The following is a 20,241-nucleotide window of genomic DNA, read 5'->3' as shown; positions in this document are numbered from 1 at the left end:
CACTGAACCGGTTATACCAACAAGCTACCTTTGTACTATCAAAGCAGGATAAAACTTCCGAAGTGTAGTTTAACTAAAGTAATAGATAAAGTATAAACCAAACAGATTATGAAAATACAACAGTTTGAAGACAAAGGATTAGCGCATTTTGGGTATGCTATTTTAAATGAAAAGACACATGAAGTGGTGCTTGTTGACCCTGCCCGAAACCCGCAGGCCTGTTACGATTTTGCAGCGGCAAACAATGCTAAAATTGTAGGTGTTATAGAGACGCATCCACATGCTGATTTTGTTAGTTCACACCTGGAGATACATCACAAAACCGGAGCAACCATTTACACCCATAGTTTGGTTGGTGCTGATTATCCGCACCAGGCATTTGACGATGGTGCAATATTACAGGTAGGTAAGATAACACTCAGATCGCTGCATACCCCGGGCCACTCCCCCGACAGCATCAGCATTGTGCTGGAACATGAAGGAAAAGACAAGGCTGTGTTTACGGGCGATACCCTGTTTATTGGGGATGTTGGCAGACCGGACCTGCGTGAAAATGCCGGCAATGTAACAGCCAAGCGGGAAGAACTGGCGCGCCAGATGTACAGGAGCACCAGAGAAAAGTTAATGAAGCTGGCAGATGATGTAATAGTGTATCCGGCACACGGTTCTGGCTCGCTGTGCGGTAAAGCATTGAGTGATGCTAACAGCAGCACAATTGGTGCTGAAAAGATCGGCAACTATGCGCTGCAGCCCATGAGCGAAGATGAGTTTGTGAAGATACTGACAGAAGACCAGCCTTTCATTCCGAAATACTTTGGTTACGATGTGAGCCTGAATAAACAAGGTGCTCCGGACTATAACCCAAGTATAAACAGTGTTAAAAGACTGGAGAAGAACTTTACGCCGGAAGAAGGTGCGCTTGTAGTAGATGCCCGTAATGAAAAGCTGTTTAAGAAAGGACATTACAAAGGCGCGATCAACATACAGAATGGTGGCAAATTTGAAACATGGCTGGGAAGTATAGTTGGCCCTGAAGAACAGTTTTACCTGGTAGCAGAAAATGATACACAGTTGGATGACCTGATCTCCAAAGCAGCAAAAACAGGGTATGAACTACTGGTAAAAGGGGCTTTTGTACTTGACAGCGAAGCAGCCTATAGTTCATCTTTGATTGATGTAGATGCCTTCCGCCAACACCAGGATGACTATACGATTGTAGACATCCGCAACGCTTCGGAAGTAAAGACCGGAAAATTCTTTGAGAAAGCGATCAACATTCCCTTGCCGGAGTTGCGCGAGCGTGCAGGAGAGATACCTACAGCAAAACCTATAGTTGTACATTGTGCAGGCGGTTATCGCTCGGCTGCTGGTAGCAGTATTTTGGAAGCTGCCTTGCCTGATGCCAACGTAATGGATTTAAGCGAAGCTGTGAATGATTTCAAAAACAAGTAGTAATAAAACTTAACTTACAAAAGCCGGTGCACCAAAGAGTGCACCGGCTTTTTGCTGATACCCTATTTTGCGCAGGTCGTATAGTTAAACAAACTCCTGTGATAACGAATTAACCAATATATCAGATTGAAATAGAAAGTATTCTTAACGCGCAACTAACCAGAAAATTCAATAAATTAAAGCTAGTATATAGAAACCTTATGCAGACGATCCCGAAAGAGCTTGTTCTTAAAAAATTCCCTACTCTGGAAGATTCCTTATTAGATGAACTATTAGCAGAAAGCACCCTGAAAGAAGTAGGTGAAGGGGAAGAAGTGATGCGGTCGGGTCAGTACATTACATCCACTATTTTGCTGCTGCGCGGCCTGCTTAAAGTATACCGCGAAGACGATGAAGGAAATGAGTTTATGATGTATTACCTGGAAGCCGGGAATGCCTGTGCCATGTCCATGATGTGTACAGCCCGCAACGAGAAAAGTCAGATCATGGTAAAAGCCGTTACAGATGCAGAAGTGCTGCTGGTCCCTTCTCATTTGTCTGAGCTATGGTTAGGCAAGTATAAAACCTGGCATAACTTTGTCATAGCCTCCTACCGCCAACGCTTCGAAGAGCTATTGCAAACCCTTGACAGTATTGCTTTTAAAGGCTTGGATGAACGCCTGCTATTTTACCTGAAAAGTCATGTAAAAGTAAGCGGCAATGAAGTTAAACTCTCTCACCAACAGATCGCCAACGAACTCAACTCGTCCCGTGAAGTGATCTCCCGCCTGCTCAAAAAACTGGAACAGACCGGCGCCATAACCCTACACCGTAACTACATCGAAGTCCACGACCTGACTATAGTTTAGGAGTTAGAGAGTTTGTGAGTTTATGAGTTAAAGGGTTAGTGAAGTATGAGTGTGGAAATAAAATTGTTAAATTCTTAGTGCAATATTTGGGCATCAGACTTTAACAGGAAGTGTGGTTTAAACTATACCAAAGTAAAACTCTACTTTCTAACTTATTCCTTATTAACTTTCTAACTCCTAAACTCTTTAACTCACAAACTCTCTAACTATAAATCCCTCTGTGATAAGAGTCACTGAAGTTAATTGCGGTCTTGTATACCTTTGTATTGTTCATTAAACAAAATACGATGGAAATACTCGGATACATTGCTGCCATGTTAATTGGCTTATCACTCGGTTTGATTGGTGGTGGCGGCTCCATACTTACTGTACCTGTCTTGGTTTATTTGCTGGGACTGAGTCCGGTAATCTCTACAGCTTACTCTTTATTTATAGTTGGCTTAACCAGTTTGGTAGGTTCTTATAAGTTCTACCAGAAAGGCCTGGTGAGTTTAAAAACAGCCATCGTATTTGGGTTGCCTTCTATTGTGGCTGTTTACATAACGCGTCGTTACCTGGTACCAGCCATTCCTGAGAACCTGTTTACAGTTGGCGATCTGGCCGTAACAAAAGGTGTGCTGCTAATGCTCCTGTTTGCCAGCCTGATGGTATTTGCTTCTATCTCTATGATCAAAAAGAAAAAAGAAGCGCCAGCAGAACCAATAGATGCTGTAGACGAGAATATCGACACTAAACTGGATGTGGAGCACACTGATCTGAAAGAAACACATCCTAAACCTAAGTTTAACTATGGCGGCATTCTGGCAGAAGGCCTGGTGGTAGGTACATTAACGGGCTTAGTAGGTGCAGGCGGTGGCTTTCTTATCATTCCTGCGCTGGTACTTTTCAGCAAGCTGGATATGAAAATGGCCGTGGGCACATCCCTGCTTATTATTGCTGTAAAATCATTGTTTGGTTTTATGGGCGATGTGTTCAACTATGAGATCGACTGGATGTTACTGGGTATATTCTCGACCATCTCCATTGCCGGTATCTTTATAGGTACCTACCTGTCTGCTAAGGTACATGCCGACAAACTAAAGACTTCATTTGGCTGGTTTGTACTGGTTATGGGTATCTATATTATCATCAAAGAGCTCTTTTTCGCTTAAGGTTAACTGCGTGACCAAAGTCACTGAACAAGGAAACATATCTTCCGAAATTTGCAGTGTAATCAATCATAAACTGAAAATAAACATCAAATATCATGTTCAATTTCTTTCAATCAACACCAAAGAATTACGAAAACCTGGACGGCAATACGTTTAAATTAAAGTACGAAAATGCACCAAAAGCAACATTGCTGGATGTGCGCACTGCAGCAGAATTTGCATCCGGCACCCTACCTACGGCCACCAATTTAGACGTTACCTCCAGTCAGTTTCAGCAGGCTTTAGCTACTTTAGACAAGGATACCGAATACTTTGTGTTCTGCCGTAGTGGCAACCGAAGTGGCTCTGCCTGCGACCTGATGACAGCTCACGGGTTTAAAGCTTATAACCTGGCAGGTGGAATTGGTGCCTGGCCAAGATAAAGGTTATTTCAAATTCATAAAGTATAGATATGTCCCTTGAACAGAATTTATACTTACACTAAAAACAACTATAAAATCAACTTAACCTTATGTTAGAATTTATAAGTCAGCCATGGCCCTGGTATGTGTCGGGTACAGTAATAGCGTTGATAATGGCACTGCTTTTATACTTCGGAAAGTCGTTTGGTTTTTCATCTAACCTGCGCGTGATTTGTGCCGCCTGTGGCGCTGGTAAAAAAGTAAGCTTTTTTGACTTTGACTGGCGCGCTCAAACCTGGAACCTGCTGTTTTTAGTAGGCGCAGTCATTGGTGGATTCATCGCTTCCGAATTCTTATCGACAGGTGAAGCTGTACAAATCTCCCAGGCTACCATTCAGGACTTAAGCCAGTTAGGCATTTCTGCTCCAGATGCATTACAGCCAGGAGAGATTTTCAGCCTGGAATCCCTATTTACAGTTAAAGGTTTTCTGATTCTGTTGCTGGGTGGTTTTATGATCGGCTTCGGCTCGCGTTACGCTGGTGGTTGTACATCGGGTCACGCCATCAGTGGCTTGTCTAACCTACAGTTACCGTCCCTTATCGCTGTTATAGGCTTCTTTATAGGCGGACTGATCACCACATTCGTATTGCTTCCGCTTATTTTTTAAGAATGAATAGAGAGTGATGAATAATTCAACTTCAATGTATCTGTTCATCCCCTTTATACTAAATCATTCGTCATTAATCATTAAAATTATCTTCCCGTGAAAGGATTAAAATTTATACTTGCCGGCATTTTATTTGGCATCGTGATGAGCAAGTCAGAAGCTATTTCGTGGTTCCGTATCCAGGAGATGTTCCGCTTTCAGTCATTCCACATGTATGGCATTATTGGCACAGCTGTGGTGTTGGGGGTTATCATTACCTACGTGATAAAAAAATATAAGCTGAGAGATTTTCAGGGTAACCCGATCATCTTTAAACCTAAAGAAAAGTCTGTGTCGCGTTACCTGATCGGGGGCACCATCTTCGGGTTAGGCTGGGCACTTACTGGCGCCTGTCCGGGGCCGCTGTTTGTAAACCTGGGTCATGGCTTCTGGGCTATACTTCTGGCAATTGGAGGGGCTATTGCAGGCACCTATACCTATGGCGTTGTCAAAGACAGATTACCGCACTAAAGAATTGGCTAAAAGTGAAATGTGTTGTGAAAGTCGCCGGTACATGATCTGTGGCCTTCCAGCATATTAAATCCGTTACCGACTCAAAAAGTAGAGAAGCAACATGATGCAACCATCCGAAACAAAGCTTGGCTTACAGGAGAATGCAGGGCAGTTCTGGCTGCTGGTGCTTGTAAACGGCTTTGTGGGTGCCATGGTAGGCCTGGAGCGTTCTGTCATTCCGGAGTTTGCTGAAACAGTTTTCGGTATAAACGGGCACACAGCGCTACTTTCGTTTATAGTTGCATTTGGCCTGGCAAAATCCGGCGCTAACCTGGCCATGGGCAGGCTGGCTTCCAGGTATACCCGCCGGCAGCTGCTTATGATAGGCTGGTTATTCGCCCTCCCCGTTCCCTGGCTGCTGTTGTATGCAGAAAGCTGGTGGTGGGTCATTTTTGCAAACCTCCTATTGGGTATTAACCAGGGGTTGGCGTGGTCGGCAACGGTTGTGATGAAGATAGACCTGGTGGGTGAAAAGAACCGTGGCCTGGCCATGGGCATTAACGAGTTTGCCGGCTACCTGGCAGTTGGGTTGGTGGCATTTCTGGCAGGTTATATCGCGTCGGCCACTGGCAAAGTCACTTATGCCTTTATTCCTGGTATCGCTTTCTCGCTAATAGGGTTACTACTGACGGTGTTTCTGGTGCGTGACACGCATAGCCATGTACAAACAGAAATAAAACAGACCAACATACCGCTGCTCCGAAATATCTGGAAAGATACCACCTGGCGACATGGCAACTTAGGTTCTGTTACCCTGAACGGATTTGTAAATAATTTGAACGATGGCATACTCTGGGGATTACTACCAGTGCTGCTAAGTACTAAAGGCTATAGTTTAACGCAAACAGGTTTGCTGGCCGGCATTTACCCGGTTGTGTGGGGATTAGGACAGCTGGTGACCGGCAAGTTTGGTGATATGCTCTGCAAAAAGCAGTTGTTAAGTTTGGGCATGATGCTACAGGGTGTGGCAATAGCTTTACTTTTATTTGCAGGCTCCTATCTTATTCTGATAACTGCGCTCGCTCTACTTGGTGTGGGCACAGCCTTGGTTTACCCGAATTTCCTGTCGGTGGTGGCAGAGAACACGCACCCGAGTCAACGACCACAAAGCCTGGGCATTTTCCGTTTCTGGCGCGACTTTGGGTATGTAGCCGGTGCTATAGTTGCCGGTGTGTTTGGAGACCTGTTTGGGTTGGAAGCCGTTATTCTAGGCACTGCCCTACTAACCATAGCTGCGGGACTATTATCAGAGTATAGAATGTGCTGCACCAAAAAGCTACTCTGGCACAGTAAGGAATGTAGTACCGGTTTGCTTCGGCAAGCTTAAATGTTTACTTTTAGGTGTTGCTATCAAAGCAGATGAAACAATTTATAGTTTAGGTTCTGTTAGATACACAAACTGCAGTTTTACGATAACCGAAGTAGCTGCTTTAAGAATAAAATGAAGACCTACCTGCTTTTATTTTTCAGCATCATCCTCCTGCTTTTCGGCATACAGAAGAGCGGCAGCCTGCCTGGTGCTGCTGATCTTAAGCAGCATATCGTTTCAAAAAGCTGTAACTATAGCAACAACGGCATTAAAAAACCTTGCGCTAAAAAGTGTCTGAAACACCAGACCCATTCTGAATCTAAAAGCGCTGCCAATATGGTTACTGACTGCGGACAGCAAATTTATGCTATAGTTTCGTCGCAGCAACTTCATGCTTTTTATACTATAGCTATAGTTCAACCAGCTATAGTTACCAGTAGTAATCAACATCTTTCCCCGTACCTCGAAACAGAACACGCTCCTCCCCGGCTGGCTTAAAATGATTTTACTTTAGATGCTATGGCAGACTATTCTTTTAGTCCTTGCATAGCTATACTTCTACATTTCTCGCTGAGAGTAGAAGGAAAATATCTGTATCATTCATTTTAAGATCAAACAAATGGAATTTACTCCTTTGCAAAGAATTGCATTCCTGGTGCTCCGCATCTTGGGCAGCCTTATTTTCATTACAGCCGGTATCAATCATATTTTTAAAACTGCCGGTGCCACTGCCAAACTTCAGAAATCTGCATTCGGACACCTGGCAACGACCATCGCACCAGCCGAGTCGCTGATCATACTTTCAGGTATTGGTTTACTGGTAGGTGGTATCCTGCTGCTTGCCGGATTTAAAACAAAACTGGCTGCGCTGGGGCTGCTGGCTATACTTGTGCCTATTACCTTAACCGTACAGATTACCAACCCCGATGGTGCCGGTCCGCTGTTCAAGAACATTGCCCTGATCGGTATGTTGTTATTCTTTATTTTGAGCGGCGCTGTGTACTATGGCCTTGACCAGGTACTTTCCTTAAAAAAGAAAGCCGCCTACCAGACCATAGGCAACAAGCACTATATTAACGTGTTAGCTCTTGGTGCATTACTTACGCTTGGCTCCTGTACTACTACAGGCACAATCGCACAATCCAGTACCCAACAGTCCGCTTCCAAACAGAAATATGCCGTACTGATAAGCCAGCCGAGTCACCTGAAAGCTGCTGTAAATACTGCAGAAAGCATTACAAAAGACAGCAACTATAACAGCGAAGCTTTTGTGATCATGGCTTGCGGAAAGTCAGTGGAAGCGTTTCAGAAAGGAAGTGAAATGGCGCCGTTTATTGAGCAAGGCAGCGCATTGGGGGTTACTTTTAAAATATGTGGCATGTCGCTAAAGCAGTTCAAAGTAGACCAAAGCACCTTAGTTGATGGCCTGGAAGTAGAACCCAATGGCCTGACCTATATGTTTGACCTGCAGCAGCAGGGCTATAAAACTGTTGAATTATAAACTATATTTAAGAAATCAAAAGACGCTCTCTACAGAGAGTTTCATCAGAATAAAAAATCATGAATAAGAAGAAATTTTCTATAAAGAATATACCTGGCTGGGCAGTAATGCTTGGCATCTTTGGGATCCTGTATTTAACGGGTTTGCACACTGAAGCTATCGGGCAGGTGCAGCGCATACTGCTGGCCACAGGCATCAAAAATGCGGATGTGCCGGAAACTTTGCAGAACCCGGATGCAAATGCTGTAGTTGATGCGGCTGCTGTGGCTAATTCAAATATGGCCGGCGCGGGTTTTAAGATGGTGGACCTGCAGGGTAAACAGGTGGCTTTTGAAAGCCTGAAAGGGAAAGTGGTATTCCTGAATATCTGGGCTACCTGGTGCCCGCCCTGTATTGCCGAAATGCCGAACATCCAGAAACTATACGACAAGGTAGGCTCCGATAAAATTGCCTTTGTGATGCTTTCCGTGGATGAAGCAGGCATGGAGAAAGTAAAGAAGTTTATAGATAAGAAAAATTATACTTTCCCGGTGTACCTGCCTTCCAGCAATTTCCCGCAGGAGTTTTATTCCAATGCAATTCCTACAACGTTCATCATTTCACCGGAAGGGAAAATTGTAGCCAAGCAGGAAGGTATGGCCGATTACGATACACCCGAAGTTGTAGCGTTTTTACAGAATATGGTTAAAAATTAAAGAACTACATAAAGCTACCTGTATCAACCGGGCAGCTTTGTTTTTAAACAGGAATCCAGTTGTGTTTTGCTTACATATACTAACATATTGAGCTTTATTATTTTGAATTAGCTTCTACCTGAAAAGCCCATTTAAATCAGAAAGTACACTGTAAATCCTGTTTGATAAATATATTCGTTGGCCTACAACTATAAAAGCCGCTTCCTTTTAAATGGAGCGGCTCTTATGTCTGATAATCTATTCCCTATAGTTACCATACGGGCATCCTCACTACAGAAATAGGTGCATTTTACCTTTCTATCAAAATTCGGGCATCTACTGCTACTAAGCTCTCCATGCTTCCCAATAGCGGATTTATGTCCATTTCACTGATCTCAGGAGCAGCTTCCAGCAGGGCGCTAAGCTTCAAAATAGTTTCAACTAACAACTCTTCACTAACACCGGGCTTGCCTCTTATACCCTGGATGATCGGGTAAGAGCGTAGGCGGCGTATCATGCGGGCAGCTTCCTCGCTGTGCACCGGTGACAAGGCAGCAGATACATCTTTGAAAACCTCTACAAAAATGCCACCTAGGCCACAAAGTATAAGTTTGCCAAACGGTGGCTCAGCCTTGGCTCCCATGTATACTTCAATCCCGCTGCGCTGTTGCTGTAGCAGTACGGCTTCAGCACCAACTATAGCCATCAACCGGTTATAGTTGGCAGCTATTTCCTGTTCATTTTGTATATCTATCACCACACCGCCTACATCCGATTTATGAACAGGACCAACCACCTTCATTACCAGCGGGAAGCCCAGTTCTTTTGCTGCAACTATAGCTTCCGCCTCTGATCTTACTGTGGCCTGCGCTGCTGTAACTATACCTGCTGCCTGGAGCAAGGCGTTTACATCCTCTGGTGGCAGATAGCCTGAAGTATTGTTTTCAATTACCTCTCTGATGCGAGGCACATCAACTATAGGTAATTGGACTTCCGGGTAAGGTGGCTGTAACTTATTAACCCTGGAGAGCACGTAGCCAAAACTTACTTCATCTGTAAAATTTACGTGACCCATAGTATGGAAATGACTTACCTCTTCGGCCGCCTGTATAGCGGAAGGCAGTATCGGGAAAATAGGTTTACGGCAGGTCTTTATTTTTTCGTGAAGTACCTGGTACACATCATCCACACGCCACATACCCGTTGTACCGAACACCACGACTGCACCATCAATCTCATCAAATTCGTTGTCTACATAGTCCAGTATCTCACCCAACTGCAGCGCATTGCCGGTTGCCAGAAAATCGATAGGATTCGATACTGACGAACCTGGGTGGAGTTTTGCCAGCAATTCATCTGCTTTGGCACCTTCTATGTGGGGTACTTCCATTCCACCTTTTACCAGGATGTCAGTCAGCATTACGCCCGGTCCACCGGCATGTGTGATCACGGCGATCCGGTTTCCCTTCAAAGGTTTTATCGTAAAAATAGCGGCAACATAAACCAGCTCAATCCGGCTATAGCACCGGATAATGCCCGCCTTCCTGAACAGCGCACTCACAGCAGCATCAGAGCCGGCCAGTGCCCCTGTATGTGAGGAGACGGCTCTTGAACCGGCCTCTGTGTTTCCTGCCTTAATGGCCGCAATACGACAGCCTTTGTTAACAAGCGAACGGGCATGTTTCAGGAAGCGCATGGGGTCTGCAATCTGCTCCATATACAATAGCTTGATGCTGGAACTATGCGCAGGATCGTAGGTTTCGTCCCAGTATTCCAGCACATCCTCCACCCCAATCTGGGCGCTGTTTCCAACAGAAAAAATATCCCTGAATTTCAAACCTCTCGGAATAGCAGACTCCAGCAGATAAACCATCGTTGCCCCGGAAGCGGAAACGCAGTCGCAGCCCATCGGATCATATGTGGGCACCGGGCCTGCAAATACACCTTTATAGTTGCCAGTGATGACGCCAATGCAGTTCGGACCGATCAGCGTACCGCCCACTTCCTCCACTATCTGCACGCACCGTTGCTCCAGCGCTTTACCTGAATCCCCTGCCTCACTGAAACCTGCCGAGAAAAGTATAAACGCTTTGCAATTCTTATGAAAGGCAAGTGAGCGCAAAGCGGCTTCTACCTGGTGCGCAGCAATAGCAATAATAGCCAGGTCCACGTCTGGCAGGTCATCGCAGGAGGAGTAACAAAGTACTCCCTGCACCTGTTGTTCTTTGGGGTTCACGCCAAACACTTTTCCGGCGAAACCATGTTTTAGTATATTGAAGAGCACTTTTCCTCCTGGTTTAGAGGTATCATTTGAAGCGCCCACGATGGCTATACTGGAAGGCTGTAGGAGTTGCGGTGTGATCATGAAGGTTATAGTTTACCGAGAGCCCAAAGTAAACCTCTGCGTCGTTCTTAAACTATGATACAAGTCATTTTCAGGTTACCTAAAGCGGTCTTATTTCCTTTTCACTCAAATTCACTGCTATAGTTTGCACCTAAATATTTACCAGCCAACTGTTCAAAAATGCTCTATAAAAGTTATTATTCCGGATGATAGAATAGGAGCAAGACTTACCAGAAGTGCACTTGACTATGAAGCTTACCGTATTCTGAATCAGACTCACAAAGAGTTTTCTCAGTCGTATCTCCCGCCCCGTACCTGAATTTTTAAACTATAGCCTATGTGCATCTGCCGTTCAAGCTAGAGTATAGCTTATTATCGAAAAGATGCGGAAGCTATAGTTAGCTCCGTACTTACACTTAGTTTTCATCATCTGCTACTAATTCTGGCAGCATTATTACGAATTTATCACATCCTATTTTACTGCTACACACCAGCCTACGTATAGCTTAAGAAACGCTTAGCACTTTTCTTCGAACTGCTATACCCTAATAATTAAGACAACTATAGCATCCGTGTAAAAGAGTCAATTTTTAAATCTTTATGAAGATCCTCGAACTGAAAATAATGCGTGGGCCAAATTACTGGTCCATCAAGCATCCCAAGATAATTGTGCTCAAACTGGACCTGGAAGATCTGCAACATGTACAGACAAATGAGATACCAAACCTGTCACATAAAGTACAGAAGTTATTTCCTCAAATATATAAACACAGATCGTCGGCAGGCACAGAAGGTGGCTTTATAAAGTTGCTGGACGAAGGAACAGTGTTGAGCAAGGTTGTACTGCACATAGCCTTAGAACTACAAACTATGGCCGGCATGAACAGTGGTTACGGCAGGCGCTATGCTAATGGCATGCCCGGAGTAGAAACTATAGTTTTCTCGTACCAGCAGGAGCGCGCCGGGGAGTATGCTGCCGAAGCAGCAGTGCGCATTACGGAGGCCCTGGCCAGGGGCGGAAAAGTTAGTATCATACAGGATGTGGCCAGGCTGCACCAGATACGGGAAGATGAATACTTTGGGCCAACTACGGAAGCCATTTTACAGGAAGCCGTAAACCGCAATATCCCCTACATTCAGAACAAGCCAAGTGGGCAGATACATCTTGGCTATGGCATCTACCAGAAGCGCATTCAGGCTGCCATGAGCAACAACACTTCCTTTTTTGCAGTGGAGAGTGCCGGTAATAAAAACATGACCAAAGACATACTGGAAGAGGCAGGCATACCGGTACCGAAAGGGAGAACAGTGTATTCGCTACGGGAACTGGAGGAAGCGATAGATGAGCTGGACTACCCTATTGTAACCAAACCGCTGGACGGCAACCAGGGCAAAGGAGCCAGCATTAACATACAAAACTGGAAAGATGCTGCCAGGGGTTTTGCCGAAGCGCAGCGCTTTTCCCAGGCGGTAATGGTAGAGCAATTCATTCAGGGATTTGACTACAGGGTACTCGTAATAAACGGCAAGTTTGTAGCTGCTGCCAAACGTACCCCGGCTATGGTTGTAGGCAATGGTGTCTCCACAATCAGGCAACTGATCAACCAGGTAAACAAAGACCCCCGACGTGGAGTAGGTCACGAAAAGGAACTGACGCACATAAAAGTTGACCGCATTACCCGGGGTATTTTACGTGAGAAAGGCATCAGCCTACAAACAATACTTGCCGATGGCGAAGAACTGCACTTAAAGAAAACCGCCAACCTGAGCACAGGCGGCACGGCTACCGATGTTACGGATATAGTGGATCCCTACAATGTATTAATGGCCGAGCGTATTGCCGGTATCATAGGGCTCGATATCTGCGGTATTGATGTCATGACCTCAGATATTGCAATTCCATTACCTGATACAAGAGGTGCCGTAATTGAAGTAAATGCAGCCCCAGGTCTCAGAATGCATATCTCCCCTACCGAAGGTTTGCCCCGCAACGTAGCCGAGCCTATCATTGATATGTTGTTTCCTCATGGTTGCCCTTCCCGTATCCCGATCGTGGCTGTGACGGGCACAAATGGCAAAACCACCACATCTCGTCTCATTTCGCATATACTTAACTTTAAAGGCCAGAAAGTGGGCTTTACCACGACTGATGGCATTTACATACAAGGCAAGAAGATCATAAAAGGTGATACAACGGGTTCTTACAGCAGTGAATTTGTATTGAAGGATCCTACTGTAAATCAAGCTGTTCTGGAGGTTGCCCGCGGAGGCATGCTGCGTTCCGGACTGGCATTCCGGCAATGTGATGTTGGTATTGTGATGAATGTTTCGGAAGACCACCTGGGCCTTGGCGATATTCATACTGTAGAAGAAATGGCCAAGGTAAAGGCAGTTGTACCTAAAACGGTCTGCACGGAAGGATATGCTGTTTTGAACGCAGATGATGACCTGGTTTATGAAATGGCTACCGGATTACGCTGCAAGATTGCCTTTTTCAGTTTAGATGAAAACAATCCCCGCATAACAGAACACATTTCAAAAGGAGGCTTGGCTGCAGTTTTCGAAGACGGCTACATTTCCATCTTCAAAAACACTTATAAGATAAGGGTAGACCGCGTGGCCGATGTACCACTGACCTTCGGAGGCAAGGCCCGGTTTAATATTTATAACGTATTGGCAGCTACCCTGGCAGCCTATATCTCACACATGGAGATCAACGAAATAAGAACAGCGCTGCGCACGTTTATACCTTCCCCCGAAACTACGCCGGGCCGCATGAACCTGTTTAAACTGCCAAAAGCAGAAGTGCTGATAGATTATGCGCATAACATGGCTAGCATGCAGGCTATCGGCGATTTTATCAAAAACACAGATGCCTATCCGAAGATCGGAATTATAGCAGGAGTTGGTGACCGTCGTGACCAGGACATGCGGGAAGTAGGTAAGATCGCCGCTGAGATCTTTGATGAGATCATTATTCGGCAGGATAAAGACCTGCGCGGCCGCAGTGGAGAGGAAATAAATAACCTGCTGAAGGAAGGCATCTTCTCGGTAAAACCGGAACTTGAACCGGTGGAAATAAAACAGGAAGCCAGCGCACTGGCCTATGCCCTGGAATATGCTCCCCAAAACGCCTTTATTGCCTTGTTTTCCGAAGATATAAGTGAGGCAGTTAAGCTGGTCGAAAATTTCAGAATTATTCAGCACCGTGAGCAAAATGCCGATAAATAAGTTTAAAGATCAAGGATAGTAAATGTGAGGTTTTTGGACTGGTTCTACACCTATACTCTTTAAGGTAAGCCCAAAGGAACATTCTGTTTTTTTGGTTTCGATAACTCCGTCCTCTGGTTTCTACTATAACAAAAGCCGCTCTGCATCGTGTAGAGCGGCTTTTTAATTTAATAAACTTCTCCTATGGTTATTTACAATAGTCAATTCTGAGGCTAATGATCAAACATACACTATACCATCAGGTATTGTGTACATTTACATTCTTATACTACGTGATAAAGGTATTGCTTCCTGCGTCAGGATAAATGGCTGTTTAAAATTTTATTGTTATGATATTGTATATCAAATACATGGTAAGCCTGCGCTGCAAAATGATGGTGAAGGAAGAGTTGACCAAACTGGGTTTACAGTTTGTAGTCGTAGACCTGGGTACAGTTGAAATACTCGAAGACATTACACCGGAGCAGCGCACACAACTCAAAACCAACCTGTTGCAGTCTGGTTTGGAATTGCTGGATGACAAGAAAAGTATCCTGATCGAGAAGATAAAGAACGTTATCATCGAGATGATCCATTATTCAGATGAATTCCCGAAGGCGAACTATTCAGACTTTATCAGCGAAAAACTAAACCACGACTATACTTACCTGGCTAACATTTTCTCTGAAGTGAAAGGCATTACCATTCAGCAGTTCATCATATTTCATAAAATAGAAAGAGTAAAAGAGTTGCTGCTGTACAAAGAGCTTAACCTGACCGAGATCGCTCATAGACTCCATTACAGTAGCGTGGCCCATTTATCGAACCAGTTTAAGAAGGTAACCGGCCTCTCTCCTTCTTTTTACAAGCAACTAAAGCAAAAAAGGATGGCCAACCTGGAAAACATGTGATTTATGTAACAAACTTTTTTTACTGTGTAACATAAGGCAGTTTGTATAGCCCCACCTTTGTAACATCAAAAACAGCTGAACTATAGAAAGACCAGCTTCCGCCAGTAACGGATTTTAAAAGCCCCCTTATCTGATTCTAAACTACAAAGTACCAGCAACACCAAAAGCATTAATAACTGCTTGCCAGCAAGGCAGCAAAAAAGATGTTAACCGCTAATACAGATTTCATAATTCAGTTCCAAGATCAGCATCCTGATCGACAGCTCGCATACCAATTCCTTTTCCGTCAGTTCTTATAAGCAAAACTGCATTTCAGATTAAAATGAAAAGCTGGAGCTATAGTTCTGCACTTCAAAATCAAACCTTATACTTTTCTGGGTTCGCTTTTATTAACCCAACAGGTATAGCACTACCCTTATCAGAAATTTAAAAAACATAATATGAAGAGATTATTTACAATCACATTAACCATCCTGTTTATCAGCTTTTTCCAGCTGAATGCAACTGCCCAGGAAAAACACGGCAGCACACTAAACTTGGGTGTAGGTATTGGCGGCTACGGCGGCTACTATAAATATGCAAACAGAACTTTACCGGTTATCAATGTTAACTATGAGTTTGATGTGGCTAAGAGATTTACGCTTGCACCTTTTATAAGCTTCTCTACTTTTTCGAACGACTACCGCGCTGATAATAACAACTACACATACCGCGAAACGGTGGTACCGATTGGTGCAAAAGGAACATATTATTTTGATGACTTACTGCAGGCAAATTCTAAATGGGATTTTTACCTGGCTGGCTCACTTGGCTTTGCGATAATCAACTCGCGCTGGGAAGATAACTATGACGGCGATAAGAACTATTACCGCAGAGGTAATCCCTTGTTCCTGGACCTGCACATCGGCACAGAATATCACTTTAACAACAGAGTAGGCGCTTTCCTTGACCTGTCAACAGGTGTATCAACTATAGGCATCGCCATCCATTAACCTCCTCTAATTTCTGCTGCCTGTAAATGCTTTAGGCAAATCAGGTTCCATAGGACAAACTTACTTTCATTACCCAAATGTGACTTTGCTGTTTTATCAGCCCACTTTTGTAACACTAAATACTGCCGTGCTTAATAAAGATGCACGCACCCGCCAGTAACGGAAAATTAACAAACACAGATTGAATTTAAGAAAACTAGTGACTACCCTTGCGTTTGCATCGGTTGTCGTAATTGCCGGATGTAAAGAAGATACATTCATAGAAAATTTTGGGGTTTGCCCCGTTGTTTTAAGTACCACTCCTGAAGACGGAGCCACCCTGGTTCCTCTCTCCTCTCATGTTACAGTTACCTTTAATGAGGAAATGAACCCTGAGACCATCAACCAGACATCCTTCACCTTAACAGGACCGGAAAAAGTATCAGGCGAGATATCCTACGATACAAAAACCAACACCCTGACCTTTGTACCTGAAAAAAACCTGAAATTTGCTACTACTTATACAGGCAGAGTTGCTACATCTGTAAAAGATGTGCTAGGTAATGCGCTTCAGACAGATTATGTATGGACCTTTACAACAGTACCTCCTTCAATTCCCCGCATCATTATAACTGACCCGGACAACCAGGCTACCGGTGTTGCTCTTAACAAAGTGATCAGTGCCAGTTTCAGCGAAAAAATGGATCCTGCAACGCTCACAGCAACTTCGTTCACTTTAAAGAACGGCACAACAACTGTAGTTGGTACCATTAACTATACCAACATAACGGCTACTTTTACACCTGCCAACAACCTGGCTACTAATACAACTTATACTGCAACTATAACGACAGCAGCCAAAAGCAAAAACGGTGTAGCTTTAGCGAACAACTATGAGTGGTCGTTTACAACAGGAGACAATAACCAGCCAGGTACGCCAGCAATGGGTGTAGATCTTAAATCTGTGGGCCGCTTCGGCATCTTTGCAGGTGTAGGCATCAGTAACAATGCAGGCTTTAGTGAGATCAGAAACCTGGATGTAGGTATAACACCGGGTGTTCGCTCTTCGGTAACCGGTTTTCCTCCGGCTTTAGTTGTGAACGGCGCCATTTACGCATCAGATGACAGTGCACCGGCAGGAACATCAGCCATGTTGTTACAAGCGAAGCAGGACCTTTTGGAAGCATATCTTTTTGCTGAAGGCGCATCATCTCCGGCACCAGCTACTGTAGCCGGCGACCAGGGTGGTAAAACACTGGCACCAGGTATATACAAATCTACTTCTACATTATTAGTACAGGCCGGTGACTTAACACTGGATGCACAAGGCGACCCGAATGCAGTATGGATCTTCCAGATAGCGTCGGACTTTACAACAGTTGGTGGCGCAGGCGGTAACATTATACTTAAAGGCGGTGCACAGGCTAAAAACATCTTCTGGCAGACAGGCAGCTCAGCTACTATCGGCGACGGTACTTCCTTTAAAGGAAATGTACTTGCCCTTACCTCTATCACCATGAACTCAGGTGCTACAGCAACAGGTAGAATGCTTGCCAGAAATGGCTCGGTTGTAATGACCAACACGAACATCATCACGAAGCCTTAATCAACACGAACATGACAATCAAAAATAATAATACCGGATCGCGCACAGCGTGGTCTACCTCTAAGCTTGCGCTCAAAAGTATAGTTCTTAGCACCATTATCTTCACTGGCATACAGGCCCCGGCCCAGGCCCAGGAAGCTCCGTTCACGAAACCATCGTGGTGGTTTGGTGCAGCAGCCGGTGCAAACTTTAACTTCTATAACGGCTCTACACACAAGCTTAACTCACAACTTACGCCGCCAGTAACCTTCCATGAAGGTAATGGTGTGGGTCTGTTCGCAGCACCGCTTATAGAGTATCGTCGCCCGGAATCAAGATGGGGATTGATGCTGCAAACGGGTTACGACAGCCGTAGAGGCGAATTTGACCAACAAACCACTGCCTGCGACTGCCCTGCTGATCTGAGCACTAAACTAAGCTACATTACCGTAGAACCGAGCTTGCGCTTCGCCCCTTTCAAAGAATCAGGTTTTTATCTGATGGGTGGCCCGAGACTGGCTTTTAATGTGAAGAAAGAATTTACCTACGAGCAAGGCGTTAACCCGGCTTACCCGGATCAGGAAAAGAACCCTATAGTTAAAGGTGACCTGAGCGATGTGAAAGAAAGACTACTTTCAATGCAGGTGGGTGCCGGTTATGACATTCCGCTTGCTTCGCAGAACAATCGCACACAGGTGATACTTACTCCGTTTGTAACGTACCAGCCATACTTTGGCCAGTCGCCACGCAGCATTGAGACGATGACCGTAAACACGCTCAGAGTTGGTGCTGCCCTTAAATTCGGACGCGGAAAACCAAACGCAACTATTGTTGCCAACGATGTAACGTTCTCGGTTAACTCGCCTACAAACATTGCAACAGACCGCAGGGTAAGAGAGACCTTCCCACTTCGTAACTATGTATTCTTTAACCAGGGTTCTACTGCCATACCAAACCGTTATGTGCTGCTGGAGAAAAACCAGGTAAAAGATTTCAAAGAAGACCAGTTGGAAGTGTTCACGCCTAAAACATTATCTGGCCGCTCTGATCGTGAGATGACAGTATACTATAACGTACTGAACATATTGGGAGACCGCTTAGGCAAGAATCCATCGGCAACTATAACCTTGGTTGGTTCATCAGAAAATGGTCCGCAGGAAGGCAAAGTAATGGCTGAAACCGTGAAAAACTACTTGGTTAATACGTTTGGCATCAATGCTTCGCGCATTGCAATCGAAGGTCGTAACAAACCTAAGTTACCTTCAGAGCAGCCGGGTGGTACCAAAGAACTGGAACTGCTTCGTGAAGGCGACCGTCGTGTATCAATCGAAAGTAACGCCCCTGCTTTGCTAATGGAATTCCAGAGTGGTCCGGAAGCTGCCCTTAAACCGGTAGAAATAGCTGCCATACAGGAAGCTCCACTTGATAGTTATGTAACGTTTACAGCAGCCGGTTCTGATAAAGCCTATACCTCGTGGTCGATGGAGCTAACAGATGATAAAGGTATGGTGCAGAAGTTCGGACCGTATATGCAGGAAACAGTAAGTATACCCGGCAAATCGATTTTAGGAACCCGACCGAAAGGAACTTACCTGGTAACGATGCTGGGTACAAAAGAAAATGGTACCATAGAGAAGAAAGAAGCGACCGTAAATATGGTACTCTGGACTCCTGCCAAAGACGAAGAAGGCCAGCGCTATAGTGTGCTTTATGAGTTTAACGACTCCAAAGCGATCACAACGTACGAAAAGTACCTGACCGAAATTGTAACTCCAAAAATACCAACCGGTGGCAAAGTTATCATCCATGGTTATACCGACATTATCGGAGACGAAACCAATAACAGAAACCTATCCTTGGCGCGTGCTAATGATGTAAAAAGAATCATCGAAAACAGCCTGGCGAAAGCCGGCAGAAAAGACGTGACCTTTGAAGTTAAAGGCTTCGGTGAAGATAAGTCGCTTGCACCATTCAACAACAAATACCCCGAAGAGCGTTTTTATAACCGTACGGTTATCATCGACATCATCCCCGGGAAGTAAGATTCCGTTTATTCAACTGTTGAAAAGCTGCCTGATCGTAAATCGGGTAGCTTTTCGCTTTTAAAGTAATTACAAATACATATCTCCCTTTTCAGGAAGCTCAGTTAGTAAAGTTTTATCAGAATAGAGGTATAAATAGATCAGTGACCAACCGGAGAACTTTGCACATGCTTCAGGCCTTGTAGATGAGGTTAGAGAAAACGATGAAGTGGCCACAGGACGTGCAAAAGTAGACGAACTGCGGTTATCAAATGCTAAGGACTAGAAGAAGGATACCAAAGCAGATGCTCAAGTTGCAGAGGCAAATGCTACAGAGGTTAAACGATTAGACAAGGAAGCAACGTATTCAGCCAAGCAGGCCAAACGGGCTGCCAAAATGGAAGCCAAAACTCAGCGTACCCGCAAAAGCAGACATACAGACTAAGAAAACAGCTAAGGTAAATAAAGATTAATGGTAGGTTCATTGTAAAATCCATAAGGGCCGCCGAATCTGCAAAGGTGGCCTCTATCCATAGTTTGAAAACTGCTTTCCTTGGTCAACTAAGGCATAAAAAAAGCCGCTTCCCGTTAGATGAAGCGGCTTTTTGCTAACTGATTTCCCAGGACAGGATGTCCAGGAAGG

At 44.7% G+C, this 20,241-nt stretch carries 16 protein-coding genes; 15 read left to right on the top strand and 1 reads right to left on the bottom strand.

Going from position 1 to position 20,241, the window contains the following annotated elements; genetic code table 11:
• Nucleotides 1–108 precede the first annotated feature (108 nt).
• From KYK27_RS15465 to KYK27_RS15420, 10 genes are all read left to right on the top strand, one after another.
• On the top strand, nucleotides 109–1,452 hold the full coding sequence (locus KYK27_RS15465; RefSeq protein ID WP_199111169.1) for an MBL fold metallo-hydrolase: 1,344 nt from the start codon (nucleotides 109–111) through the stop codon (nucleotides 1,450–1,452).
• 200 nt (nucleotides 1,453–1,652) lie between these two features.
• A complete protein-coding gene (locus KYK27_RS15460; RefSeq protein ID WP_199111167.1) occupies nucleotides 1,653–2,300 on the top strand; it encodes a Crp/Fnr family transcriptional regulator in 648 nt (215 codons plus the stop codon).
• Between the two features lie 287 nt (nucleotides 2,301–2,587).
• Nucleotides 2,588–3,451, top strand: coding sequence for a sulfite exporter TauE/SafE family protein (locus KYK27_RS15455; protein ID WP_199111165.1), 864 nt, complete (start codon nucleotides 2,588–2,590; stop codon nucleotides 3,449–3,451).
• A 95-nt stretch (nucleotides 3,452–3,546) separates the two neighbouring features.
• Entirely contained in the window at nucleotides 3,547–3,873 is a 327-nt protein-coding gene (locus KYK27_RS15450) for a rhodanese-like domain-containing protein (protein WP_199111163.1), read from the top strand.
• Between the two features lie 89 nt (nucleotides 3,874–3,962).
• Nucleotides 3,963–4,520 (top strand): YeeE/YedE family protein, encoded by a 558-nt coding sequence (locus tag KYK27_RS15445; protein WP_199111162.1) that lies wholly within the window; start codon nucleotides 3,963–3,965, stop codon nucleotides 4,518–4,520.
• 96 nt (nucleotides 4,521–4,616) lie between these two features.
• Complete coding sequence (locus KYK27_RS15440) at nucleotides 4,617–5,030, top strand: DUF6691 family protein (RefSeq protein ID WP_199111160.1); 414 nt, start codon at nucleotides 4,617–4,619, stop codon at nucleotides 5,028–5,030.
• A gap of 103 nt (nucleotides 5,031–5,133) precedes the next feature.
• Nucleotides 5,134–6,399, top strand: coding sequence for an MFS transporter (locus KYK27_RS15435; protein ID WP_199111158.1), 1,266 nt, complete (start codon nucleotides 5,134–5,136; stop codon nucleotides 6,397–6,399).
• Nucleotides 6,400–6,513: 114 nt separating this feature from the next.
• Nucleotides 6,514–6,879 carry a hypothetical protein gene (locus tag KYK27_RS15430; RefSeq protein WP_199111156.1) on the top strand — a complete coding sequence of 122 codons (366 nt, stop codon included), beginning with the start codon at nucleotides 6,514–6,516 and terminating at the stop codon, nucleotides 6,877–6,879.
• 121 nt (nucleotides 6,880–7,000) lie between these two features.
• A complete protein-coding gene (locus KYK27_RS15425; RefSeq protein ID WP_199111154.1) occupies nucleotides 7,001–7,882 on the top strand; it encodes a DoxX family membrane protein in 882 nt (293 codons plus the stop codon).
• Nucleotides 7,883–7,941: 59 nt separating this feature from the next.
• On the top strand, nucleotides 7,942–8,577 hold the full coding sequence (locus tag KYK27_RS15420) for a TlpA family protein disulfide reductase (RefSeq protein WP_199111153.1): 636 nt from the start codon (nucleotides 7,942–7,944) through the stop codon (nucleotides 8,575–8,577).
• A 289-nt stretch (nucleotides 8,578–8,866) separates the two neighbouring features.
• Here the strand turns inward: KYK27_RS15420 and KYK27_RS15415 are convergent, their stop codons facing one another.
• Nucleotides 8,867–10,921 carry an acetate--CoA ligase family protein gene (locus KYK27_RS15415; protein WP_199111151.1) on the bottom strand — a complete coding sequence of 685 codons (2,055 nt, stop codon included), beginning with the start codon at nucleotides 10,919–10,921 and terminating at the stop codon, nucleotides 8,867–8,869.
• Between the two features lie 579 nt (nucleotides 10,922–11,500).
• On the opposite strand from KYK27_RS15415, the gene cphA reads away from it, so the two are divergent.
• The 5 genes from cphA (at nucleotide 11,501) to KYK27_RS15390 (ending at nucleotide 19,619) form a co-directional block, all read left to right on the top strand.
• The gene (gene cphA, locus KYK27_RS15410; RefSeq protein ID WP_199111149.1) at nucleotides 11,501–14,131 is read left to right on the top strand and encodes a cyanophycin synthetase; all 2,631 of its coding nucleotides are present in this window, start codon (nucleotides 11,501–11,503) and stop codon (nucleotides 14,129–14,131) included.
• 329 nt (nucleotides 14,132–14,460) lie between these two features.
• Entirely contained in the window at nucleotides 14,461–15,021 is a 561-nt protein-coding gene (locus tag KYK27_RS15405) for a helix-turn-helix domain-containing protein (RefSeq protein WP_199111147.1), read from the top strand.
• Between the two features lie 440 nt (nucleotides 15,022–15,461).
• Complete coding sequence (locus KYK27_RS15400) at nucleotides 15,462–16,013, top strand: hypothetical protein (protein ID WP_199111146.1); 552 nt, start codon at nucleotides 15,462–15,464, stop codon at nucleotides 16,011–16,013.
• A 199-nt stretch (nucleotides 16,014–16,212) separates the two neighbouring features.
• Nucleotides 16,213–17,598, top strand: a complete 1,386-nt coding sequence (locus KYK27_RS15395) for an ice-binding family protein (protein ID WP_199111144.1) — start codon at nucleotides 16,213–16,215, stop codon at nucleotides 17,596–17,598.
• Between the two features lie 11 nt (nucleotides 17,599–17,609).
• Nucleotides 17,610–19,619, top strand: coding sequence for an outer membrane beta-barrel protein (locus KYK27_RS15390; protein ID WP_199111142.1), 2,010 nt, complete (start codon nucleotides 17,610–17,612; stop codon nucleotides 19,617–19,619).
• Nucleotides 19,620–20,241 lie beyond the last annotated feature (622 nt).

Source organism: Pontibacter populi, assembly GCF_019336435.1.
Classification (GTDB): domain Bacteria; phylum Bacteroidota; class Bacteroidia; order Cytophagales; family Hymenobacteraceae; genus Pontibacter; species Pontibacter humidus.
This window is presented reverse-complemented; position numbering and strand designations above follow the sequence as displayed.